At 68.7% G+C, this 22,711-nt stretch carries 16 protein-coding genes; 3 read left to right on the forward strand and 13 right to left on the reverse strand.

All coding sequences use genetic code 11. From position 1 onward, the window contains the following. Positions 1-5: 5 nt before the first annotated feature. Complete coding sequence (locus tag QH195_RS25570; protein WP_432278304.1) at positions 6-2,513, reverse strand: Tex family protein; 2,508 nt, start codon at positions 2,511-2,513, stop codon at positions 6-8. A gap of 111 nt (positions 2,514-2,624) precedes the next feature. Then, entirely contained in the window at positions 2,625-4,250 is a 1,626-nt protein-coding gene (locus tag QH195_RS25575; RefSeq protein ID WP_280437296.1) for an AMP-binding protein, read from the reverse strand. An 89-nt stretch (positions 4,251-4,339) separates the two neighbouring features. Between QH195_RS25575 and QH195_RS25580 the strand changes: the two genes are divergently transcribed. After that, positions 4,340-5,194, forward strand: coding sequence for a helix-turn-helix transcriptional regulator (locus QH195_RS25580; RefSeq protein WP_280437297.1), 855 nt, complete (start codon positions 4,340-4,342; stop codon positions 5,192-5,194). Positions 5,195-5,272: 78 nt separating this feature from the next. Here the strand turns inward: QH195_RS25580 and trmD are convergent, their stop codons facing one another. Genes trmD through rpsP form a run of 4 tightly spaced genes read right to left on the reverse strand, consistent with a single transcriptional unit; the run spans position 5,273 to position 7,186 of the window. Then, positions 5,273-5,959 (reverse strand): tRNA (guanosine(37)-N1)-methyltransferase TrmD, encoded by a 687-nt coding sequence (trmD, locus tag QH195_RS25585; RefSeq protein WP_280437298.1) that lies wholly within the window; start codon positions 5,957-5,959, stop codon positions 5,273-5,275. A 10-nt stretch (positions 5,960-5,969) separates the two neighbouring features. After that, positions 5,970-6,494 carry a ribosome maturation factor RimM gene (rimM, locus tag QH195_RS25590; protein ID WP_280422863.1) on the reverse strand — a complete coding sequence of 175 codons (525 nt, stop codon included), beginning with the start codon at positions 6,492-6,494 and terminating at the stop codon, positions 5,970-5,972. Next, the gene (locus tag QH195_RS25595) at positions 6,495-6,737 is read right to left on the reverse strand and encodes an RNA-binding protein (protein ID WP_030521790.1); all 243 of its coding nucleotides are present in this window, start codon (positions 6,735-6,737) and stop codon (positions 6,495-6,497) included. Next, positions 6,737-7,186, reverse strand: coding sequence for a 30S ribosomal protein S16 (gene rpsP / locus QH195_RS25600; protein ID WP_280437299.1), 450 nt, complete (start codon positions 7,184-7,186; stop codon positions 6,737-6,739). The genes QH195_RS25595 and rpsP overlap by 1 nt, the downstream gene beginning before the upstream one ends. Positions 7,187-7,516: 330 nt before the next feature. Here rpsP and QH195_RS25605 point away from each other — a divergent pair, with 330 nt between their 5' ends. Continuing rightward, on the forward strand, positions 7,517-9,409 hold the full coding sequence (locus QH195_RS25605) for a vWA domain-containing protein (protein WP_280437300.1): 1,893 nt from the start codon (positions 7,517-7,519) through the stop codon (positions 9,407-9,409). Positions 9,410-9,789: 380 nt separating this feature from the next. On the opposite strand, the gene ffh is transcribed toward QH195_RS25605, so the two are convergent. From ffh to ftsY, 6 genes are all read right to left on the reverse strand, one after another. Continuing rightward, positions 9,790-11,355, reverse strand: a complete 1,566-nt coding sequence (gene ffh, locus QH195_RS25610) for a signal recognition particle protein (RefSeq protein ID WP_280422860.1) — start codon at positions 11,353-11,355, stop codon at positions 9,790-9,792. A 134-nt stretch (positions 11,356-11,489) separates the two neighbouring features. Then, positions 11,490-11,795, reverse strand: a complete 306-nt coding sequence (locus QH195_RS25615; RefSeq protein WP_063915929.1) for a hypothetical protein — start codon at positions 11,793-11,795, stop codon at positions 11,490-11,492. Between the two features lie 175 nt (positions 11,796-11,970). After that, positions 11,971-14,397, reverse strand: coding sequence for a [protein-PII] uridylyltransferase (locus QH195_RS25620; protein ID WP_280437309.1), 2,427 nt, complete (start codon positions 14,395-14,397; stop codon positions 11,971-11,973). Between the two features lie 181 nt (positions 14,398-14,578). After that, positions 14,579-14,917 (reverse strand): P-II family nitrogen regulator, encoded by a 339-nt coding sequence (locus QH195_RS25625; RefSeq protein WP_062974701.1) that lies wholly within the window; start codon positions 14,915-14,917, stop codon positions 14,579-14,581. A 5-nt stretch (positions 14,918-14,922) separates the two neighbouring features. Next, on the reverse strand, positions 14,923-16,212 hold the full coding sequence (locus tag QH195_RS25630) for an ammonium transporter (protein WP_280422876.1): 1,290 nt from the start codon (positions 16,210-16,212) through the stop codon (positions 14,923-14,925). A 266-nt stretch (positions 16,213-16,478) separates the two neighbouring features. Further along, positions 16,479-18,269 (reverse strand): signal recognition particle-docking protein FtsY, encoded by a 1,791-nt coding sequence (gene ftsY / locus QH195_RS25635; protein WP_280437301.1) that lies wholly within the window; start codon positions 18,267-18,269, stop codon positions 16,479-16,481. 178 nt (positions 18,270-18,447) lie between these two features. On the opposite strand from ftsY, the gene QH195_RS25640 reads away from it, so the two are divergent. Further along, the gene (locus QH195_RS25640; protein ID WP_280422858.1) at positions 18,448-18,837 is read left to right on the forward strand and encodes a DUF2237 family protein; all 390 of its coding nucleotides are present in this window, start codon (positions 18,448-18,450) and stop codon (positions 18,835-18,837) included. A gap of 137 nt (positions 18,838-18,974) precedes the next feature. Here QH195_RS25640 and smc read toward each other — a convergent pair whose 3' ends face one another. Continuing rightward, positions 18,975-22,607, reverse strand: coding sequence for a chromosome segregation protein SMC (gene smc, locus QH195_RS25645; protein ID WP_280437302.1), 3,633 nt, complete (start codon positions 22,605-22,607; stop codon positions 18,975-18,977). Positions 22,608-22,711 lie beyond the last annotated feature (104 nt).

The following is a 22,711-nucleotide window of genomic DNA, read 5'->3' on the forward strand; positions in this document are numbered from 1 at the left end:
AGAAGCTACTTTCCGAAACCCGCCCGCCGCAGCGCGTCGGCCATGGCGCCGTTCACAGGTGCATTATCCCGCCGATTATCGCGGCCCTGGCCCCGATTGCGGCCCTGATCGCCCCCGCGGCCGCCGGGATTGCCCTGACCGCCACGGCCGTTTCCGTTGCCCTGGCCACCACGGCCACCGCCGGTGCCCTGACCGCCACGGTTCTTCGCACCACTGCCCCGACCGCCGCGATCCGCTCCGCCGCCCCGGGCGGTACCGTCGCGGCCACCGGAACCGCGGCCGCGGTCGCCACCGGGCCCCTGGCCGCGCTCCGGTTTCCCGGCGCCGGGTTCGTCGTCGAGCCGCAACGACAGCCCGATCCGCTGGCGCGGAATATCGACCTCGAGCACCTTCACCTTGACCACGTCACCGGATTTGACGACCTCGCGCGGATCGCGGACGAAGTTCTTCGACATCGCCGAGACATGTACCAGCCCGTCCTGGTGCACGCCCACATCGACGAAGGCACCGAACGCGGCGACATTGGTGACCACGCCCTCGAGCACCATCCCGGGTTGCAGATCGGCCACCTTCTCGATCCCGGCGGCGAATTCGGCGGTTTTGAATTCCGGTCGCGGGTCACGACCGGGTTTCTCCAGTTCGCCGATGATATCGGTGACGGTCGGTACGCCGAAGGTCTCGTCGGTGAATTCGGCGGGACGCAGGGTACGCAGCACGGCCTCGTTACCGATGATCTCGGCGATCCCGCTCCCGGTCGACTCGAGGATCCGGTGCACCACCGGATAGGCCTCGGGATGCACGGCCGAGGTGTCGAGCGGATTGTCGCCACCGCGGATTCGCAGGAAGCCGGCGCATTGTTCGAAAGCCTTGGGGCCCAGGCGGGGAACATCCAGTAGCGCGGTGCGACTCGGGAAGCGACCGTTGCGGTCGCGGTGGGCGACAATACTTTCCGCTACCGAACCCGTGATCCCGGAAACCCGGGACAGCAACGGAACCGAGGCGGTGTTCACATCGACACCGACCGCGTTCACGGCATCTTCGACCACCGCGCCCAGGGATCGGGCCAGCAGTGTTTCGGAGATATCGTGCTGGTACTGCCCCACTCCGATGGATTTCGGTTCGATCTTGACGAGTTCGGCCAGGGGATCCTGCAATCGGCGGGCGATGGATACCGCGCCGCGCAACGAGACATCCAGTTCGGGAAGTTCCTGCGAGGCATACGCGGACGCCGAATACACCGAGGCGCCGGCCTCGGACACCACGATCTTGGTCGGTTTGTTCTCCGGAATCCGCTCGATCAGCTGAGCGGCCAGCGCATCGGTTTCCCGGGAGGCGGTGCCGTTGCCGATGGCGATCAGCTCGACCCCGAACCGGTCCACCAGGGCCGCGAGGACGGCCAGTGATTTCTCGGTTTGGTTCTGCGGTTTGTGCGGATAGATGACCTCGGTTGCGACGACCTTGCCGGTACCGTCGACCACCGCGACCTTGACGCCGGTGCGGTAGCCGGGGTCCAGGCCCATGGTGGTGCGGGTACCTGCCGGTGCGGCCAGCAGCAGATCACGCAGGTTGGCGGCGAATACGTCGACCGCATCGCGTTCGGCGGCCTGCCGCAACCGCATCCTGGTATCGATACCGAGGCTCACCTGCAATTTGGTCCGCCATGCCCAGCGCACCGTGTCCAACAGCCAGGAATCGGCGGGGCGGCCCTCGTCGGCGATCGCGAACCGCTGCGCGATCCGTGCCTCGTAGACGCTGCGCTCACCGGGCGCGAGTTCGGAATCCGCGGGTTCGGGATCGAGGTGCAGGGAAAGCACCTCTTCTTTCTCGCCACGCAGCAGCGCCAGGATCCGATGTGAGGGCAGGGCGGTGAATTCCTCGGCGAAGTCGAAGTAATCGGCGAACTTCGCCCCCTCCTCTTCCTTGCCGGCGCGGACCGTCGCGGTGACCCGCCCCCGATTCCACATCAACTCCCGGAGTTCGCCCACGAGATCGGCGTCCTCGGCGAATTTTTCGACCAGGATGGCCCGGGCGCCGTCGAGCTGTTCGGCGGTGTAACCGGCCGGATCGGTGGCCGGATCGCCGAGCAGGGCGTCCGCGACGGGTTCGTGGCCGGCCTCGCGGGCGATCTGAGCCTTGGTGCGGCGCTTGGGTTTATAAGGCAGGTAGATATCTTCCAGGCGCGCCTTCGTCTCGGCCAGCAGCAGCTGCCGGTGCAGGGCTTCGTCGAGTTTGCCCTGGCTGCGGATGGATTCGATAACGGTGGCACGGCGTTCGTCGAGTTCACGCAGATAGTGCAGGCGTTCTTCGAGAGTGCGCAGCTGGGCGTCGTCCAGGCCGCCGGTGACCTCTTTGCGATAGCGCGCGATGAACGGCACCGTGGACCCGCCGTCGAGTAGTTCGACGGCGGCCGCGACCTGGTTCTCGCGCACCGCCAGTTCGTCGGCGATGCGCCGGGTCACGGTGCCGGAAACGGCCGGGCCGGTACCGGTGGTTGCGGTCGAGTCGGTCTGGATCGTGTCGGGACCCGAGGTCTCTGGCGCTGTCGTCACGACCCGCACACTACCTGCGCCGGGTGACAGGCGAACCCGGCCCGGTCCTGCATGACCGGGCCGGCGCCGGTACCGCTAACCGGCCGCCGTTCGCCGCTGGTCCCGGAGCAGGAAGCGCTGGATCTTGCCGCTGGGCGTCTTGGGCAGATCCGTGACGAAATGTACGCGGCGCGGATAGGCGTGCGCGGCGAATTTCTGCTTGACCAGGGTCTGCAGCTCTTCGGCCAATGCGTCGGTGCCCGTGACCCCCTCGCGCAGCACCACGAAAGCTTCCAGTACCTCGCCGCGGAGTTCGTCCGGCAGGCCGACGACCGCGGCCTCGGCGACATCGGGGTGCAGGACCAGCACACTTTCCACTTCGAACGGGCCGATCCGGTAGCCGGCCATGATGATCACGTCGTCGTCGCGGGCGGAGAAGCGGAAGAAACCGTCGCTGTCACGGGAACCGGCGTCCCCGGTGAGGTACCAGCGGCCGTCGGGCGTGTAGCGCTGTGCGGAGCGCTCGGGATCGCCCAGGTAGCCGACGAACCACAGCAGGGCACTGTGCTGGGTATCGATGGCGATCCGGCCGAGCTGTCCGGGCGGGGCCTCGATATCGGCGTCGTCGGCGAGCACGGTACAGGCCCAGCCCGGCAGGGAACGGCCCATCGATCCGGCGGGCGCCATCGCGTTCAGTTCGTCGTGCCAGGCGTTGCAGATGACCATGCCGTGTTCGGTCTGGCCGTAGTGATCGCGGACCGCGACGCCGAGTGCCTCGGCCGACCATGCGACCACCTCCGGTGTCAACGGCTCCCCTGCCGACGATGCGCGGCGCAGTCGGGCCGATTGCCCCGCGGATCCGGCCCGCAGCGCCCGATAGACCGTCGGCGCGGCGGCAAAGTTGGTGACGCCGAATCGTTCCAGCACCTGCCAGGTGAGGTCCGGGGAGAAGCCGGCGTGCAACAGCAGACTGCGGGTGCCCGACGCCAGGGGGCCGAGGATGGCGTAATAGAGGCCGTAGGCCCAGCCGGGGTCCGCCGCGTTCCAGAAGACATCGTCGGGCCGCACGTCGAGTGCGAATTCCTGGTAGGCGTGGAACGAGGCCAGCGCGCGAACCGGAATCGGCACACCTTTCGGTGTTCCGGTGGTTCCGCTGGTGAACAACTGGACCAGCAGGCCCTCCCCGCCGACTGTCACCACCGGTGCGCCGGTGTCGGCGACCGGGAGATCGTCCAGCCGCACGGCGCCCGCGACAGCGGCCGGGCCGGTGACGACGGTGCGCCACGATGGGTCCGCCGGGATGTCGTCGCCCGGCGCCAGCTTGCCGGCCTGGTCGGGGTCGGTGATCACGACGGCGGCTTCGGCGGCACGCAAACGGAAGGCGATCGCCGGAGGTGCGAAAGCGGTGAACAGCGGAACATGGACCGCGCCGCGGCGCCAGACGGCCAGCAGCACGGCCACCAGGTCCGCGGATTTCGCCATCAGTGTCGCGACTCGATCGCCCGGCCCCACCCCGAGACCGGCCAGGGCAGCCGCATACCGTTCGGATCGTTCGCGCAGTTCACCGTAGGTCAGATCGAACGACGAGAGATCGCTCTCGACAATCGTGAAAGCGACGGCATCGGCCGGGTGCCGGTCGCAGAGCAATTCGGCTGCGCACGCATCGGCACGGTCGTAGGTGTCCAGCAGTTCACGCACCCGCGTATTCGGGTCGGCACCCATCTCGCATCTCCTCGGTTCATCGATCCGGTGTTGCCATAGGATGTAGGTCACAGTTTGTCGGCACTACCCCCGAAAAGGGGTGAACTTCCATGACCGCCACCCCGGCACTGCTCCGCCCCCGCGACAGCGACGCACTGCGCGCCGAACTCCGCCGACTGGCGGGTAGCACCGGGGTTCCGGTGCTCTTCGGCGGCGAAGTCCAGGCCGATACGCTCCTGCTCAGCGAGTTCTGCGGGGTCCGCACCAATGGGCTGCGCGGACTGTCGGTGCGGCGCGCATCCGGTCTCGGTGGTCAGGTTCTCGATTCGCGCCGGCCCGCCGCGGTGGCCGACTACCGCAGCGCACTGTCGATCACCCACCATTACGACGGCCCGGTGCTGAGTGAGGGGATCCGTTCGGTCCTGGCGGTACCCGTGGTCGTGGAAGACCGGTCGCGCGCCGTGTTGTACGCGGCGACCCGCGGCCCGGGCCCCATCGGCGGCCGTACCGCCGAGGCGCTGCTGCAGGCCGGTCGCCGGCTGGCGGCGGAGATCATGATCCGCGACGAGGTCGATCGGCGGCTGCGGTTGCTGGACGCGGCGGCGCGGGCGCCTGCTACCGACGGCACGCTCGCCGAGGAGATCCGCGCTGTGCAGGCGGAGCTCCATGCCCTCGCGGACGGGTCCGCCGACGCGCAGCTGGGTGCGGCGCTGCGGGCGGTCGGCGACAAACTGGCCAGGGCGCTGTCGGGTCCACCGGCCCCGGAGGCGCCCCGGCTCTCCCGCCGGGAGAAGGATGTGCTGGTGCAGGTCGCGCTGGGATGTTCCAACCAGGTGGCCGCACAACGTCTTTCACTGGGACCCGAAACAGTCAAGAGTTATCTGCGCAGCGCGATGCAAAAACTCGACGCCCGGTCCCGGCACGAGGCCGTGGTCGCCGCGCGCCGCTTCGGCCTCATCCCCTGATACCGGACATGAGGCGGATTCGCGTCACCGGTTCGAACATCCGCCGCTCCTCGGCGGCGCGGATCCACCTGGATCCGGTCAGTCGTCCCCGGACAGCAGATCCGGGCGACGGTCGCGCGTACGGGCCAGCGCTTGTTCACGGCGCCAGGCCGCGACCTTGGCGTGATCACCGGACAGCAGGATCGGCGGGACCTCGAGTCCCCGCCACGACACCGGGCGGGTATAACTGGGGCCTTCCAACAGCCCGTCGGAAAACGAATCCTGTTCGTGTGACTGCTGATTACCGAGCACTCCCGGAATCAGCCGCACCACTGCCTCGGTCATCACGAGGGCCGCGGCCTCGCCGCCGATCAGTACGTAGTCACCGATACTGACCTCTTCGACCCGGACCCGGCGGGCGGCGTCGTCGAACACGCGCTGATCGATCCCCTCGTACCGGCCGCAGGCGAAGACCAGATGCTGCTCGCCGGACCAGCGGGCGGCCGTGTCCTGGGTGAAGGGCACTCCGGCCGGTGTCGGGACGACGAGCAGGGCGTCGTCCGGGCACACCTCGTCGAGCGCGGAACCCCAGACCGTGGGTTTCATCACCATGCCGGGGCCGCCGCCGTACGGCGAATCGTCGACGGATTTGTGCACATCGTGCGTCCAGCGGCGCAGATCGTGCACATCCACCGAGAGCAGCCCTTTTTCGGTGGCCTTGCCCAGTAGCGCGGTGCGCAGCGGCTCCAGGTATTCGGGGAAGATGGTGATCACGTCGAGCTTCACGACGACCGCCTCATTCCGGATCCAGCAGGCCCTCGGGCGGGTCGATCACGATCAGCCCGTCGGCGATGGACACCGTCGGCACGATCGCGGTGACGAACGGGATCAGGATTTCGCGGCCGTCGTCGGCGGCGCGGACCGACAGCAGTTCACCTGCCGCGGAATGCAATACCTCGGTGACGGTACCGACGGCGGAACCGTCGGTGAGTTCCACCCGCAGACCCTCGAGTTCGTGATCGTAGAACTCGTCCGGATCCGCCGCCGACCCGATATCCTCGCTGTCCACCAGAAACAGCGTGCCGCGCAGGGCGTCGGCGGCACCGCGATCGGTGACGCCGGCCAGTTGCACGAGAAGCCGGCCCGAATGTTCCCGGGCCGACTCCACGGTGAAATCCCGCACCTCTTTCGACCGTGCCGCCCGGCCCCGCAGGGTCGAGCCGGGCGCGAAACGCGCCTCCGGTTCGTCGGTGCGTACCTCGACGACCAGTTCGCCGCGCACACCGTGCGATCTGGCGACCCGGCCGACTACGAGTTCCATCTACTGATCGGTGTCGACCACGTCGACCCGGATACCGCGGCCGCCGATCCCGGCGACCAGGGTGCGCAGCGCGGTCGCGGTGCGGCCGCCCCGGCCGATGACCTTGCCGAGGTCGTCGGGGTGGACGTGCACCTCGACCGTACGCCCGCGGCGCCCGGTGATCAGCTCGACGCGCACGTCATCGGGATTGGCGACGATACCGCGAACCAGATGTTCCACGGCATCGGCGACGACGACGCTCATTACTCGGCAGCCTCGGCGGATTCGGCGGCCTCGGCCGATTCGGCCTCGCCGTCCTTGTCCTTCTTGGCCTTCTTCTTCGGGGTCACGGCCTCGGTGACCGGCTCGTTGTCGGCGGCGGCCAGCGCGGCGTTGAACAGGTCCAGCTTGGACGGCTTGGGCTCGGCGACCTTGAGGGTGCCCTCGGTGCCCGGCAGGCCCTTGAACTTCTGCCAGTCGCCGGTGATCTCCAGCAGCCGCTGCACGGGCTCGGTCGGCTGCGCGCCGACACCCAGCCAGTACTGGGCGCGCTCGGAATCGATCTCGATCAGCGAGGGCTCTTCCTTGGGGTGGTACTTGCCGATGGACTCGATGGCCCGGCCGTCACGACGGGTGCGGGCGTCCGCGACGACGACGCGGTACTGCGGGTTGCGGATCTTGCCCATACGGGTGAGCTTGATGCGAACAGCCATCTGCTGATCTGCCTTTCATTGTGGTCACGGCGCAATTCAGCGACTCACGCGGTTCGCGAGCCCGGTTTTGCGAATGAAGTGTGTGACCGCCGCGCGGTACGTAACCGGAGACGGGCTGACACTGTCCGGAAGGACGATCGACCATTCTGCCAGATGCAGGTCCGAGCCCGAAATCGCACCCGCTACGTCCTGCTTACGCGGCCGGTAGGCCCGGATCGCCGGACTACTGGACAACCGTACCGCCCGGTGGCGGGCCGTGGCGCGCGTGCGTAGTGTCCGCTGGGTCGCGCTGTCCGCGCGACGGCAACGATCGGGAGTACGGACAGCGTGTTGTTTCTGAACAGAGTCCTCGCCGCGGCAGCAGCGGCGGTGATCGCCTCGGTACCGGTCGCGATGCCCGCACTCGCGCAGCAGTCGCCACAGGCCGGGACGGAGTACGCCCCGACGATGCTGGTGCTGGACGCGTCGGGTTCGATGCTGGCGGCCGATCCCAGCGGCGGTACCAAGATGGACGCGGCCAAGAACGCCGTCCGCAGTTTCGTCACCGCGGCGCCGGACAACGCGAAAGTCGGCCTGTCCGCCTACGGCACCGGCACCGGTAACTCGGACGCGGAAAAGGCCGCGGGCTGCCAGGACGTGCAAATTCTGCACCCGGCCGAAACCATCGACAAGCCGGCTTTGACCGCGGCCACGGACCGGATCGTCCCCCGCGGCTTCACCCCGATCGGTGCCTCGCTGCGGGCCGCCGCCGCCGCGCTGCCGCAGGAAGGACCGCGCTCGATCGTGCTGGTCTCCGACGGTCTCGACACCTGCGCACCGCCGGATCCCTGTGATGTCGCCCGCCAGCTCAGCGCCCAGGGGAACGAGATCGTGATGCATGCCATCGGTTTCGGGGTCGACGATGCCTCGCGCGCACAGTTGACCTGTATCGCTCAGCGCACCGGCGGCACCTACACCGATGCCGCCGACGGCGCGATACTCGAGCAGGTACTGCCCCGGGTCAGCGCCGTCGCTTTGCGCAGCTACGCACCGGTCGGGCTGCCCCTGACCGGCGCGCCGGGCTGGCGAGAGGCTCCGGTGGCCGAGCCCGGGCAGTATCTGGACGTGGTCGGGCAGCAGAAACCGCAGTACTACGCAGTGGATGTACCCGACGGTGCGACCGCGTACTTCAGCGGTACGGTGTCGTTCCCCCGCGGCAACGGCGACGCGTCCACATCGAACAACCGGCTCGATCTGCGGGTCTACGGCGCCGAGGGCCAAGATTGCCACAGCTTGGAAAGCGAGCTGGCGACCCGTTCCATCGACGGGGTGGCGCTGACGATCAGCAGTGCCTGGCGAGGTGCCGCCGAAGCCGATTCCGGCAGTGCGAGCACGGATAATTGCCGGGGCGGCGGCCGCTACTATTTCGCGCTCGAATGGGCACATATCTCCGACGGCGCACCGGCCCGGTTGCCGATCGAGCTGAACATCGGCGTGGAACCGGCGGTCACCGACCCCGGTCCCGCGGCGGATACCCAGCCGGTGGAATTCAGCGCACCCATGACACCTGTCGTGCCGGTCGTCGGTGGTGGTTCGTTCAATGTCGCGGCGGATCTGCCGGGTACCGGCCGCTACACCGATACCGTGCAGCGGGGCGAGTTCGTCTTCTACCGGGTGCAGGTGGATTGGGGTCAGGGACTGGCCTACCGGGTGAGGTTCGGTGACAGCACCGAGGAAGGTAGCGAGTACACCTCGAATATCGCGACCACGCTCTACAACCCGTACCGTGCCGAACTCGACTCCGACACCAACTCCTACGCCGGCACCGAGAAAACCCTCCCGGGCAACGATCCGGCGCTCGCGACCGCCCCGGTCCGCTATCTCAACCGGGAAGAACGCGGCGAGGTTGCCGATCAGGCCGTCGCGGGCTGGCACTACATCGCGGTCAAACTGAGCCCGACGATCCACAGCACTCGCGCCGTCGCGCCGGTGCCGATCGAGCTGGAGGTTGCTGTCACCGGTGAGCCGGAACCCGGGCCGCAGTACGCGGACGGGAAGGCCGCGGGCGAGGCAACATTCGGCGATTCGAAGCAGGTGGCCCCCGGCGACGCGGTCGCCCGAGCGGGGGAAACCTCCGATAGTGGAGTGTCCCCGCTGGTGTGGGTTGCCCTCGCGGGCGCCGTGCTGGTGGCAGTGGCGGCGTTCGCCGGCGCGCTGCTTCTGGCCCGCCGCCGCAAACACTGAGCCGGCGTCTCCTCTGAGCAGGTGAAATCGCCCGGGGGAGACGGGCCGTCCCGTGACACGCCGACGATGCGGCACCGCGGCCGCTGCTGTTCGGTCGCGGACTGGCAGCACAGGAAACCGTCGGTCCGCACACCACCGGCGCGCACCGACGGGCCCACCATCAGGGCCCACGACACTCCGGCCGGCGCTGCCGACCGAATTCGGCCGGTAGCCGTCAGGAGCTGATCCGATGGCTCGCGCCATACACCGGGGCGCGTCCGTTGTCTCCCCTACTCAGCGGGCCTCGGCGGAGGTCGACACGACAGCCACGTACCCGGAGACGCCGACGCCGCCGCAACCTTCGCAGTGCGGCGGCGTCGTGCCTACGGTTTTACGCCGGACTACTTGTCCGGGAACTTGAACTTGGAGAGATCGAAGTTCTCCAGTCCGGGCGGCAGCTGATCGAGCCCCGGGGGCATATTCGACAGATCCGGCATACCACCGCCGCCCGCGGGCATACCGGGCATGCCCGGGAAACCGCCCCGCATCTTCGGCTGGGTCGGCCCGCGACCGCCCTTCTTGCCCTTTTTGCCCTTTTGTTTCTTGGTGCGCCGGTTACCGCCCGGCATGCCCATCTGCCGACCCATCGCGGTCATCATCTTGCGGGCCTCGAAGAACCTGTCGACCAGCTGGTTGACATCGGAGACCTGCACCCCGGACCCGTTGGCGATCCGCAGCCGCCGGGAGGCGTTGATGATCTTCGGGTTCTCCCGTTCCGCGGGGGTCATACCGCGGATGATGGCCTGGACACGATCGAGTTGTTTGTCGTCGACCTGGGCCAGGGCGTCCTTCATCTGGCCCGCGCCGGGCAGCATCCCGAGCAGGTTGCCGATGGGGCCCAGTTTCCGGATGGCCAGCATCTGATCGAGGAAATCCTCGAGGGTGAGTTCACCGCTACCGATCTTGCGCGCGGCCTCCTCGGCCTGCTGCGCGTCGTAGACCTGCTCGGCCTGCTCGATAAGGGTGAGCACATCGCCCATCCCGAGGATGCGGCCGGCCATCCGGTCAGGGTGGAAGACGTCGAAATCCTCGAGCTTCTCACCGGTGGAAGCGAACATGATCGGCTCGCCGGTGACGTTGCGCACGCTCAGCGCCGCGCCACCGCGGGCGTCACCGTCGAGCTTGGTGAGCACCACACCGGTGAAGCCGACCCCGTCGCGGAAAGCTTCGGCGGTGGAGACGGCGTCCTGACCGATCATGGCGTCGAGGACGAACAGGGTTTCGTCGGGTTGCACCGCGTCGCGGATACCGGCGGCCTGCGCCATCAACTCGGCGTCGATACCGAGACGGCCGGCGGTGTCGACGATCACCACGTCGTACTGTTTGGCGCGTGCCTCGGCGACACCGGATTCGGCGACCGCGATCGGATCGGCCGCGGTGACCCCGAGCGCGTTCTCACCGCCACCGATGGAGGTGCCGGGATGTGGTGCGAACACCGGGACACCGGCACGTTCGCCCACCACCTGCAACTGGGTGACGGCACCGGGACGCTGCAGGTCGCAGGCCACGAGCAGCGGCTGATGGCCCTGGTCGCGCAGCCACTTGGCGAGCTTGCCGGCCAGCGTGGTCTTACCGGCGCCCTGCAGGCCGGCGAGCATGATCACCGTCGGCGGCGTCTTCGCCAGCGTGAGGCGCCGGGTCTCGCCGCCGAGGATGGCGACGAGTTCCTCGTTGACGATCTTGACGACCTGCTGGGCCGGGTTCAGCGCCGCGGAAACCTCGGCACCCTTCGCGCGTTCCTTGATCCGGGCGATGAATCCGCGGACCACCGGCAACGCGACATCGGCCTCCAGCAGGGCCAGCCGGATCTCCCGGCAGGTGGCGTCGATATCGGCCGGCGACAGGCGTCCCTTACCGCGAAGGTCCTTCAGGGCACCGGTCAACCGGTCGGATAAAGATTCGAACACCTGGCGCGCTCCTGATCTCGAGTGACGTCACTGAGTCCCAGGGTAATGGGCGTCCCAGACTAGCGGGCGTCGCGGCGTGACTCCGCTCGCACCGTCGGTGCCCGCACTGTACTCGAGAATATGGCGCGGTGGGTTCAGCTCGCGGGGGTGGAGAAACCGCGCTGGTAGTCGTGTTGTTCCACGGCGACCAGGTAGGCCGCTTCCCGGCCGGTGAGACCGAGTCCGCGGGCCAGGGAATCCAGTTGCGACCAGTCGTCGTCCGGCGGGACGCCGGTGGTCGCGACGGCGGCGGCCACGGTCATCGCGGCCATCGCCTGGGGTTCGGTGAGGGTACGCCCGGGCAGCCAGGTCACCACCCAGTAGGCGTCGCCCACACATCGGGCGATATGAGGGGTCATATCGCTGGTCATGATCGACGAGGTCACCACTTGGATTGCCACCGACCTGCTCCCCTCATGAGCGCGACAGCTGACTCCCGAATCGTAGGGGCCGAATCCCGCACGACTCAGGACCTGTTGGCAAATGGAGAGCAATCGACGCGCAACGGTGACCTTCGACACAGGACAAGCCGGTCACGACCGTGCCCGCGCCTGTCCGGGTTCGCCCGGCCGGCGTTCAGGTTCCTTCCTGCTCCGCGGTTTTGCGCGGCGCCGGCTGCGGAAGCTCCGCCAGGATCGCGCTTTCGACGGCAGACCGCCGTTGCCCGCCGGCGTCCTCACCCAGTTCCACACAGAAGACATCGACCACGAACGAACCCATGGTCACCACCTTGGCCCAGCGCACATCGGCGCCTGCGCCCGACAGCACGGCGGACAACCGGCACAGCAGGCCGATTCGGTCCTCCGCCCGTAACTGCAGGAGGAACTGGCCTGCTACCCGGGTCGGTGTCCACTGCAACCACGGTTCGGCCCGGGCGTAGCGGGCCGCAGCGGGCGTATCGCGTTCCCGCGCGGTCAGAACGGCGCGCACGTCGAGGTCCCCGGCGATCGCCCGTTTGAGCTCCTGACGCAGTAGGCCGGCGTCCGGCGGGGACCCGAAGATCGGTGTCACGACGAAGGTGTTGATCGCCGACTCCCCCGCCCCGCCGACCGACGCCGACAGCACCCGCAGCGAATGCAGGGCCAGCACCCCGGCGGTATCGGCCAGCAAACCGGGAGTATCCGGGGCGATGACGGTGGCGAGGTAGGTGTATTTACCGTCGCCCTGGGACAATTCGACGTGCACGCCGCCGGCCGCGGCGCGGGCGAGCAACGCCTCCGGTATGGGTTCGGGCTCGGGGAGTTCCTCGCCCGCCATCACGGTGCGGCAGCGCCGGACCAGCTCGCCGATCAGTGTCGCTTTCCAGTCACCCCAGACACCCGGCCCGGTGGCCAGCGAATCCGCCTCCGCCAGCGCGTGCAACAGTTCCAGCCGCCGCGGATCGTGTTCGAGCGTGTCCGCCACGTACTGCACCGTGGCCGGGTCGTCGATATCGCGGTGGGTGGCGACGTCGGGTAGCAGCAGATGGTGACGCACCAGAGCGCTGAGGATCTGCACATCCGAGGGCCACAGTCCCATCCGGCGCCCGATCTGCGTGGCCAGCTCGGCGCCGACCACACAGTGATCTTCGGTGCGTCCCTTGCCGATATCGTGCAGCAGTGCGCCGAGCGCCAGCAGATCGGGGCGGGCCACCCGGGTACTCAATGCGCTCGCGTAGGCGACGGTCTCCACCGAATGCCGGTCCACCGTCCAGATGTGCAGAGCGTCGCGCGGCGGCAGATCGCGCACCGCGCCCCATTCCGGAAGCAGCCTGCCCCACAGGCCGGTACGGTCGAGCGCCTCCACCGCATCGATCACCCCGCGGCCGGAACCGAGCAGCACCAGCAGATCGTTGAGCGCGTCTTTCGGCCACGGCTCCCGTAGCTCCGGAGCATCCTCGGCCAGCCGGTTGAGGGTGGTCGCCGACATCGGCAGGCCGGTTTGCGCGGACGCCGCCGCCACCCGCAGGATCAGGCCCGGGTCGCGCTGCGGCCGGGCATCGCGGGCCAGTACCACCTCGCCCGCATGTTCGACGACACCCTCGTCGAGGGGTCGCCGCACCGGCATCCGCCGTAGCCGTGCCAGCCCCCGCCGCGGTAACGCGTTACCGGCGGTGCGCAATCCGACGTCGACCGAATAGCCGACCGTGCGGGCCGCGTCGCTGAGCGTACGAGCCAGATCGAACCGGTCACCGATACGCAGCGCCGCACCGATCTCGTCGGCATCCTGGGCCCGCAGCTGATCACGTGCCCGGCCCGCGACCCGATGCAGTTCGGTGCGGACGTCCAGGAGCCGCCGATGCGCCTGGGCCAGGCCGCCACCCGGCGTATCCGGCCCCAGGCCCGGCATGGCGTCGGTGAGCTGCGCGATGGCCAGCGCGTCCAGGAGCTGGATATCGCGCAACCCGCCGCGGCCGTTCTTCAGATCGGGTTCGGTGCGGTGGGCGATCTGCCCGCTGCGGTCCCAGCGGGCGTGGACCCCGGTGAGCAGTTCGTCGTAGCGGCCGCGGATTCCGCGGCGCCAATCCTTGCGGATACCGGCGATGATGCGGTCGCTGAGTTCGGGGTTGCCCACGATATGGCGGGCGTCCAGCATGCCGAGGGCGGCAACCAGGTCATCGGCGGCGACCTTCAACGCCTGCGGCACCGTGCGCACACTGTGGTCGAGTTTGATGTGGGCGTCCCAGAGCGGATACCACAGCCGGTCGGCGATTTCGGCGACCCGTTTCGGGTCCATATCCTCGTGCAGCAGCACCAGATCGAGATCGGAGTAGGGCAGCATCTCGCGCCGGCCGAGCCCGCCCACGGCCATGATCGCCAGGCCGCTGTCCGCGGTTATGCCGACCTCGGTGCCCTTGCTCGTGAGCCACAGCTCGTACAGGTCGACCAGCGCCGACCGCAATGATTCGGCGTCCAGGCGCGGATGCCGGGGTTGCCCGCCGCCGAGCAACTGGTCGCGGGCGCGGACCAGATCGGCGGCGCCGTTCGACAGTTCCGCGGCTTTCCCCGGCTCCCCGCCGGCCACCCGCTCGTGCTCCCGTTTCTGCCGATCCTCACCCAACCGAACCACCACCCGTCACACAGGCGACCCCGCCCCGACCGGAAACGGTGGGAGCGGGGCCGCTGTCGTTGTTTACACACTCTCCTGGCGCGCGCTGCGTTCTCGTGTAGCCGAACGCGTCCGCGGGCTCTCGACGCGGCAGGCGCTATAGCGCGTCGGTGCCGCGTTCGCCGGTGCGCACCCGGACGATCGTCTCGACCGGGCTGACCCAGACCTTGCCGTCGCCGATCTTGCCGGTGCGCGCGGCATCGACGATGAGGTCCACGACCCGGTCCACCGAGGCGTCGTCCACCACGACCTCGACCCGCACCTTCGGGACGAAGTCCACCGAGTACTCGGCGCCGCGGTAGACCTCGGTATGGCCTTTCTGCCGGCCGTAGCCCTGGACCTCGCTCACGGTCATACCGAATACGCCCGCCTGTTCCAGACCGGTTTTGACGTCTTCGAGCGTGAACGGTTTGACGATTGCGGTGATCAGTTTCATGGGGTTCATGCCTCCTTGCCGGCCGAACGAGCGGTTCCACCCAGTGCAGCGAAATCGTATGCGGTCTCCGCGTGTTCGGAGTCGTCCAGACCGTTGGACTCCGCTTCGGCGTCGGCACGCAGACCGATCGTGAACTTGATCGCGTACGCGATCACCAAGGCGATCACGAAGGAGTACGCGAGCACGGCAACCGCGCCGAGCGTCTGCCGGCCCAGCAGCTCGAGATCACCGCCGTAGAACAGGCCCTCGGCACCCGCGGGCGCCTCGGGAGCGGCGAACAAGCCGATCAGCACCGTGCCGAGGATACCGCCGACCATGTGGATACCCACGACATCGAGCGAATCGTCGTAACCGAACTTGAACTTCAGGCTCACCGCCAGCGCGCAGACCGCGCCGGCGATCACGCCGATGGCCAGCGCACCCAGCACGTTGACCGAAGTACAGGACGGGGTGATGGCGACCAGACCGGCGACGATACCGGAGGCGGCACCCAGCGAGGTGGGTTTACCGTCGCGGATCTTCTCGACCACGAGCCAGCCGATCATCGCGGCGGCGGTGGCGACCAGGGTGGTGATGAAGGCGGCACCCGCGACACCGTCGGCGGCCACCGCGGAACCGGCGTTGAACCCGAACCAGCCGAACCACAGCAGCGCGGCACCCAGCATCACGAACGGCAGGTTGTGCGGCCGGAAGGGAGTCTTGGGCCAGCCGGCACGTTTACCGACCACGATCGCCAAGGCGAGCGCCGCGGCACCGGAGTTGATGTGTACGGCGGTACCACCGGCGAAGTCGATGGCCTCGACCTTCTCCATGATCCAGCCGCCACCCCAGACCCAGTGCGCGACCGGGAAGTACACCAGGGTGACCCAGATGGCGCTGAACGCCAGCCACGCGCCGAACTTCAGCCGGTCGGCGACCGCACCGGAGATCAGTGCCACGGTGATGATGGCGAACATCGCCTGGAAGGCGACGAATACGGTCGCCGGGATGGTCCCGAACAGCGGGACACCCGCCGATTCGTCACCGAATCCGGCGATCAGCGTCTTCAATCCGAAGAACTGACCCGGATCGCCGAGTAGTCCGCCCTTGTCGGTCCCGAACGCGACCGAGAAGCCGAACAGCACCCAGAGCACTGTGACGACGGCCATCGCGCTGATGCTCATCATGATCATGTTGAGCACGTTCTTGCCCCGGACCATCCCGCCGTAGAAGAACGCCAGGCCGGGTGTCATGAGCAGTACGAGCGCGGCGCTCGTCAATATCCATGCGGTATCGCCGGCATTGGGCGCCCCGATCACGGTTTCCACCAGTTACCTCCCTCATCTTCCGGCCCGCCGCCTGCGCGACTTCGGGCCCGCTAATGAAGGGTCCTCATTCGGTGTTTCATCCGTGACGCTCCGGTGTTTCACCTACGTGAATGGATCACGCCGTCATGTTTCGAGTGTGTTGCCGCCGCCGTACCCGCTGCTCACCGCGGGTTGTGAGATCGCCCCGCTCAGCGGCCACCGGCGGCGGCCCGGCCATCTGTCAGGTCTGCTGGACGCCGCCGGGCGGCCGCAGGTCAACCGAGCAGCGCGTCCACGAACGCCGCGGGTTCGAACGGAGCCAGATCGTCGGCGCCCTCGCCGAGACCGACGAGTTTCACCGGTACCCCGAGTTCGTGCTGGATCTGGAAGACGATCCCGCCCTTCGCGGTGCCGTCCAGTTTCGTCAGCACGACCCCGCTGATATCGACCACCTCGGCGAAGATCCGGGCCTGCGTGAGACCGTTCTGTCCGACGGTGGCATCCAGCACCAGCAGTACCTCGTCCACCGACGCCTTCTTCTCCACCACTCGTTTCACCTTGCCGAGCTCGTCCATCAGCCCGGTCTTGGTGTGCAGGCGCCCGGCGGTATCGATGAGTACCGCGTCCACACCGGAGTCGATACCGGTGGCCACCGCGTCGAAGGCGACCGCGGCGGGATCGGCGCCCTCCTTACCGCGGACCGTATCCGCGCCGACCCGCTCGCCCCAGGTCTGCAATTGGTCGGCCGCGGCCGCGCGGAAGGTATCGGCCGCACCCAGTAGCACCCGGCGGCCGTCGGCGACGAGAACACGGGCGAGTTTGCCGGTGGTGGTGGTCTTACCGGTGCCGTTCACCCCGACCACGAGCAGGATCGACGGGTGATCGGGGTGCGGTAGGGCACGTACGGAACGGTCGAGTTCGGGCCGCAGCGATTCGACGAGTACATCGCGCAGCACCGCCCGTGCCTCGTCGGCGGTGCGCACACTGCGCGCGGCCATCTCCTCCCGCAGCCGTTCCACGATGACGGTGGTGACGGCAGTGCCGATATCGGCCAGGACCAGCGTGTCCTCGACCTCTTCCCACGATTCCTCGTCGAGGTCGCCACCACCGAGCAGACCCAGCAGGCTCTTGCCGACCGCATTCTGGGACCGCGACAACCGGCCGCGCAGCCGGGTCAACCGGCCGGAGGTGGGTTCGATCTCCTCCACTTCGGGGACGAGATGGGCGCCGGCCGCGGTATCGGGTGCCACTACCGGAGCTTCACCGGTGGTGGTTTCCGCTGAGGGTGGGGTGGCCGGCGGCGCGGTCTCGGTACCCGGGGCGGCGGCGCTCGCCGCGGCAGTCGCACCACCGGCCGCCGGCGTGGCGGTCTCGGGCTCGGCAGGCGCAGGTTTCTCCGGCGCGGTCGTCTCTGCCGCGGGCGTGGACGTTTCTGCCGCCTGCGGCGCGGAGGTATCTGTCGCGGGCGGCGCGGATGTTTCGTCCGTCGGCGGTGCGGACGGCTCGGCCACCGACGGCGTGGAGGTCGCCGAGTCCGCAGGCGCGGTCTCGGGCGCCGCGGTTTCGCCGGGGGCGGTGGTCTCGGCAGCGGCACCCCCGGATTTTCCGGTCTCCGGTGCCACAGTCGTCCCGCCGTCGGGCGGCGGGGCGGTCTCGGATTCCGGCGGTGCGGTGGGAGCGGAGGTCATGGCGGCTCCACCGCCCGGCGCTTCCGGCTCGGTGGTGGTCGCGGTGTCCACGGCGTCCGGCAGGGGTACATCGGTGATACCGCGGCGAGGGGCATCCCGTGGGATCGCCGCGTCGTCACCGATATGCGGCTGCCCCTCGGTATCCGTCCGCTCAGCGGGACTCGGGCGCGCGGGTGCCGCGGTGGCTCCCTGACCACCCTGACTGAAACTGAAACCACCGGCGGCCCGGTATCCACCGGAGCGGTCGGCCAGCTCCCCTTTCTCCGCCGGCGGGGTCAGCGAGACCCGGCCGCGTTTGTACCGGACGAAGCCGGCCACGAGCGCGACCAGCAGTACGGCGGCGATCGCTGCGATCAGAATCCAGGCTTGCGCACTCACACCGCCCATCCTTGCAGAGCCGGTACGGACCCCTGCCGACCCCGCCCGGACCGCGCGGCGGCCGGATCCGCGCCCGCCCGGCCACACGCTGCACATTCCCAGCTCAGCCCGGCGAACACGACCGGTGAGATTTCTTGTCCTGCGGAAGTTCTCGCGGCAGGCCAATAGGATCGGCGATGTGACCGATCGAAACGTGCTTGGGGGTCCGCTACAAGAGTGCGGCACCGATCCTATGACCGGGTTCTACCGGGACGGCTGCTGCAGCACCGGCCCGGAGGATCTGGGCAGCCACACCGTGTGCACGGTCGTCACAGCCGAGTTCCTGGAGCACCAGGCATCCATCGGCAACGATCTGAGCACACCGCGTCCGGAGAACAATTTTCCCGGCCTGCAGCCGGGCGACCGATGGTGTGTGGTGGCGGTGCGCTGGTTGCACGCGCACGAGGACGGTGTCGCCGCGCCGGTGGTGCTGGCGGCGACCCATGAGAATGCCCTGGAAGTGATATCGATGGAGATCCTGCGAAAATACGCGGTCGACGTACCGGACGACGTCAGCGACCTGCTCTGAGCAGCGACCGGAAGCGAGCGCGCCTTGCTGCACCCTCGGCCGATGCGACCACCACGTTCCAAGAGAGTCGGCAACGGGCGTCGTCCGCGCCGTTCCCCGGTCTGGCGCCGCCCTGCCGGTCGCGGCGCCAGGCGATATCAGGTCGGTGCCGCAGCGGGCGCGGGGGCGACATTCTGCCCGCGCAGGCGCTGCGAGATCACCTGGGTGATCCCGTCGCCGCGCATGCTGACGCCGTAGAGCGCGTCGGCGATCTCCATGGTCGGCTTCTGGTGGGTGATGACGATCAACTGGCTCTTCTCGCGCAGCTGCTCGAACAGTCCGATGAGGCGCCGCAGGTTGGTGTCGTCGAGCGCGGCCTCCACCTCGTCCATCACATAGAACGGTGAGGGTCGCGCGCGGAAGATGGCGACCAGCAGCGCCACCGCGGTCAGCGATTTCTCGCCGCCGGACAGCAGCGACAACCGTTTGACCTTCTTACCGGGCGGCCGCGCCTCCACCTCGATACCGGTGGTCAGCATATCGCCGGGGTCGGTGAGCAGCAGCCGGCCCTCGCCGCCCGGGAAGAGTGCCGAGAAGACCTGGACGAATTCCCGTTCCACATCGGCGTAGGCGTCGGTGAAGACCTGCAGAATGCGGTCGTCCACCTCGGCCACCACGTCCAGCAGGTCCTGGCGGGCTTTCTTGACGTCCTCGAGCTGGGTCGCCAGGAAGTTGTAGCGTTCTTCCAGGGCCGCGAACTCCTCGAGTGCCAGGGGGTTCACTTTGCCGAGCGTCGCCAGGTCTTTTTCGGCCCGTTTGGCGCGACGCTCCTGCGAGGCTCTGTCGAACGGCATGGGTGCCGGTGCGGTGACCTGTTCCCCACGCTCCTTGGCCTGCTCGTATTCCCGCATCTCCAGCTCGCTGGGCGGTAGCGCGACATCGGGCCCGTATTCGGCGATCAGATCGTCGAGCGCGATACCGAACTGCTCGCCGATATTCGTTTCGAGCTGTTCGATCCGCAACGCGGCCTGCGCCTTGGCGACCTCGTCGCGGTGCACGGCGTCGGTGAGCTGCCCGAGCTGAGTGCTCAACGCCCGCACCCGCTCCTTTATCCGATCGACGGCGGTCGCGCATTCGGTGCGCCGGCGCACCAGATCGTCGCGCCGGTCGGCCGCGGCCGCCACCACCCGCTCCAATTCGGCGGACAGTTCCGCACCGGATTCGGCGACCGCGGCCGCCACCTGGGCGGCGCGGCGCCGGGCGGCCTGGGCTCGTTCGGCCCGGGCCCGGGCGTCGCGTTCGGCCCGGGCGGCGCGGCGCAGTGACTCCGCCTTACCGCGCACCGATTCGGCGCGTTCCTCGGCCGTCCGCACGGCCAGCCGCGCCTCCACCTCCATGGCCCGGGCCTCCGCCAATGCCGCCGCGGCTTCTTCGCGGGCCAGTGCGGCTGCCTCGGTACCGGCGGCCCCGGCCGCATCACCGTCGGCGTCGGCCTGTTCCAGTTCGGCGCGGCGGAGCCGGTCCTCCAGGTCGGCCAGTGTGGTGACGGCCTCTTCCCGCGAGGTCTCGGCGGCGGCCCGCTGCTCGATGAGGCGTTCGGATTCGGTATTCGCCGCCCGCGCGGCCGCGCCGAGCCGGCCCAGCCGTTCATAGATGTTGTTGAGCGCCTGATCCGATTCGTGCAGCGCGAGCAGCGCCTGGTCCACCGCGTCTTTGCGGTCGGCCTGTTCCTCCAGCGCCCCGGACAGGCTCGCTTCCAGTTCCTCGGCATGCCGCTGCGCGGCCCGCAGTTCGGCCTCGGCGGTATCGATTTCGGCCTGGATCTCGAGACGGCTCGGTGCACGATCGGATCCGCCCACCAGCCAGCCGGTCCCCGCGAGATCGCCGTCCCGGGTCACGACCCGCAACTCCGGACGGGCAGCGAGTACCTCCGCGGCACGGTCCAGATCGTCGACGACCACCACCCGGCTGGTCAGCGCGACCACCGCCGCGCGCAGCGAATCGGGGTAGTTCACCACGTCGAGCAGCCGGCGCGCCGCACCGGGCAGCTCGGAATCGTCGTCGGTACCGGTCTCCGCGGCGGCACCCTCGTAGACCAGCGCGGCCCGGCCGGCATCGGCCTTCCCGAGCGCTCGGACGGCGCCGACCGCCGTCTCACCGGTATCGGCGACCATCGCCTCCGCCACCGGGCCCAGGACCGCCGCGACCGCGGCCTCGTAGCCGGCGTGTACCCCGAGTAGTTCGGACAGCGGGCCCAGCAACCCGGCCGGCTGGTTCTCGGTGAGCCAGGCCGCACCGTCGCGGCTGGCCAGGTTCATACCGAGCGCTTCGATCCGCGCGGTCAGCGAGGCGACCCGCCGCCCGGCGTCGCGGTCCTCGGCGCGCAGTTCGGTGACCCGGTGATCGGCGAGTTCCAGCGCCTCGACAGCGTGTTCGTGCTGGGCGTCGAGCCCCGCTTCCCCGGCGTCCAGTTCGGCCAGTTCGTCCTGGACACCGTCGTATTCGCGCTGTGCTTCCTCACCCCGGGTCCGCGCCTGGCCGAGGGCGGTCGTCAAGCGGACGATTTCGGCGTCGACGGATTGCGCTCTGGTGCGCAGGTTCTCGACCTGTCCCGACAACCGGACCAGCCCTTCGCGGCGGTCGGCGATGGCCCGGACGGCAGCCAGATGCGCCTGTTCGGCCGCTTTGGCCTCGTATTCCCGTTCGGCGAGCCCGTCCCGCGCCGCTTCGAGGGTCTCCGTGGCCATTTCGACGGCTTCGCGGAGTTCGGCCTCCTCGGCCTCCACCCGGTCGGCCTCGGCTTCGAGCTGGTCGGGGTCGCGGCCGGTATTCGCCGCGGGCGCGGTATCGAGATGACGGGCGCGGTCGTTCGCGATTCGGGTGGTGGCGTTGACCCGTTCGGCCAGTGCGGACAGCTGGAACCACAGCTGCCCCGCCGCTTCGGCACTGGGGGTGAGCCGGGAGAGTTCGAATTCCTGCTGGGCCAGGGCGGCATTCGCCGCGTCGAGTTCGCTCTGCACGGTGATCTGCTGTTCCCGCGCGTAGGCCTCTTTGCTCTGCTGGCTTTCCAGTTCGGCTCGCCGGGTGACCAGATCGTCGGCGGCCAGCCGCAACCGGGCGTCGCGTAGATCGGCCTGCACGGTCTGCGCCCGGCGCGCCACCTCGGCCTGGCGGCCCAGGGGTTTGAGCTGTCGGCGCAGTTCGGTGGTGAGGTCGGTGAGGCGGGCGAGGTTGGCCTGCATGGCGTCCAGTTTGCGGACGGCCTTTTCTTTGCGTTTGCGGTGTTTGAGGACGCCCGCTGCTTCCTCGATGAAAGCGCGCCGGTCCTCGGGGCGCGATTCCAGGATCGCCGAGAGCTGCCCCTGTCCGACGATCACATGCATTTCCCGGCCGATACCGGAATCGCTGAGCAGTTCCTGGACATCCATCAGCCGGCAGGAGTTGCCGTTGATCTCGTATTCGCCCGCACCGTCGCGGAACATCCGGCGGGTGATGGAGACCTCGGCATAATCGATCGGCAGCGCGCCGTCGGAATTGTCGATGGTGAGCGTCACCTCGGCCCGCCCGAGCGCGGCCCGGCCGGAGGTACCGGCGAAGATGACGTCCTGCATCTTGCCGCCGCGTAGTGCTTTGGCGCCCTGTTCGCCCATCACCCAGGTGAGCGCGTCGACGACATTGGACTTACCGGATCCGTTCGGACCCACCACGCAGGTGATACCGGGCTCGAACCGCAGGGTCGTCGCGGACGCGAAGGATTTGAATCCCTTCAACGTCAAGCTCTTCAGATGCAACGCCGACGACCCTTTCCGCCTCCACGTACTGTCCGCCTCGCTCAGGCCGATCAGCCATGCTATAGGGCCGCGGCGAGATAACCCCATCCGGCGCACCGGAGGTG

Origin of the sequence: Nocardia carnea (assembly GCF_029868855.1) — a bacterium.
GTDB lineage: Bacteria > Actinomycetota > Actinomycetes > Mycobacteriales > Mycobacteriaceae > Nocardia > Nocardia carnea_A.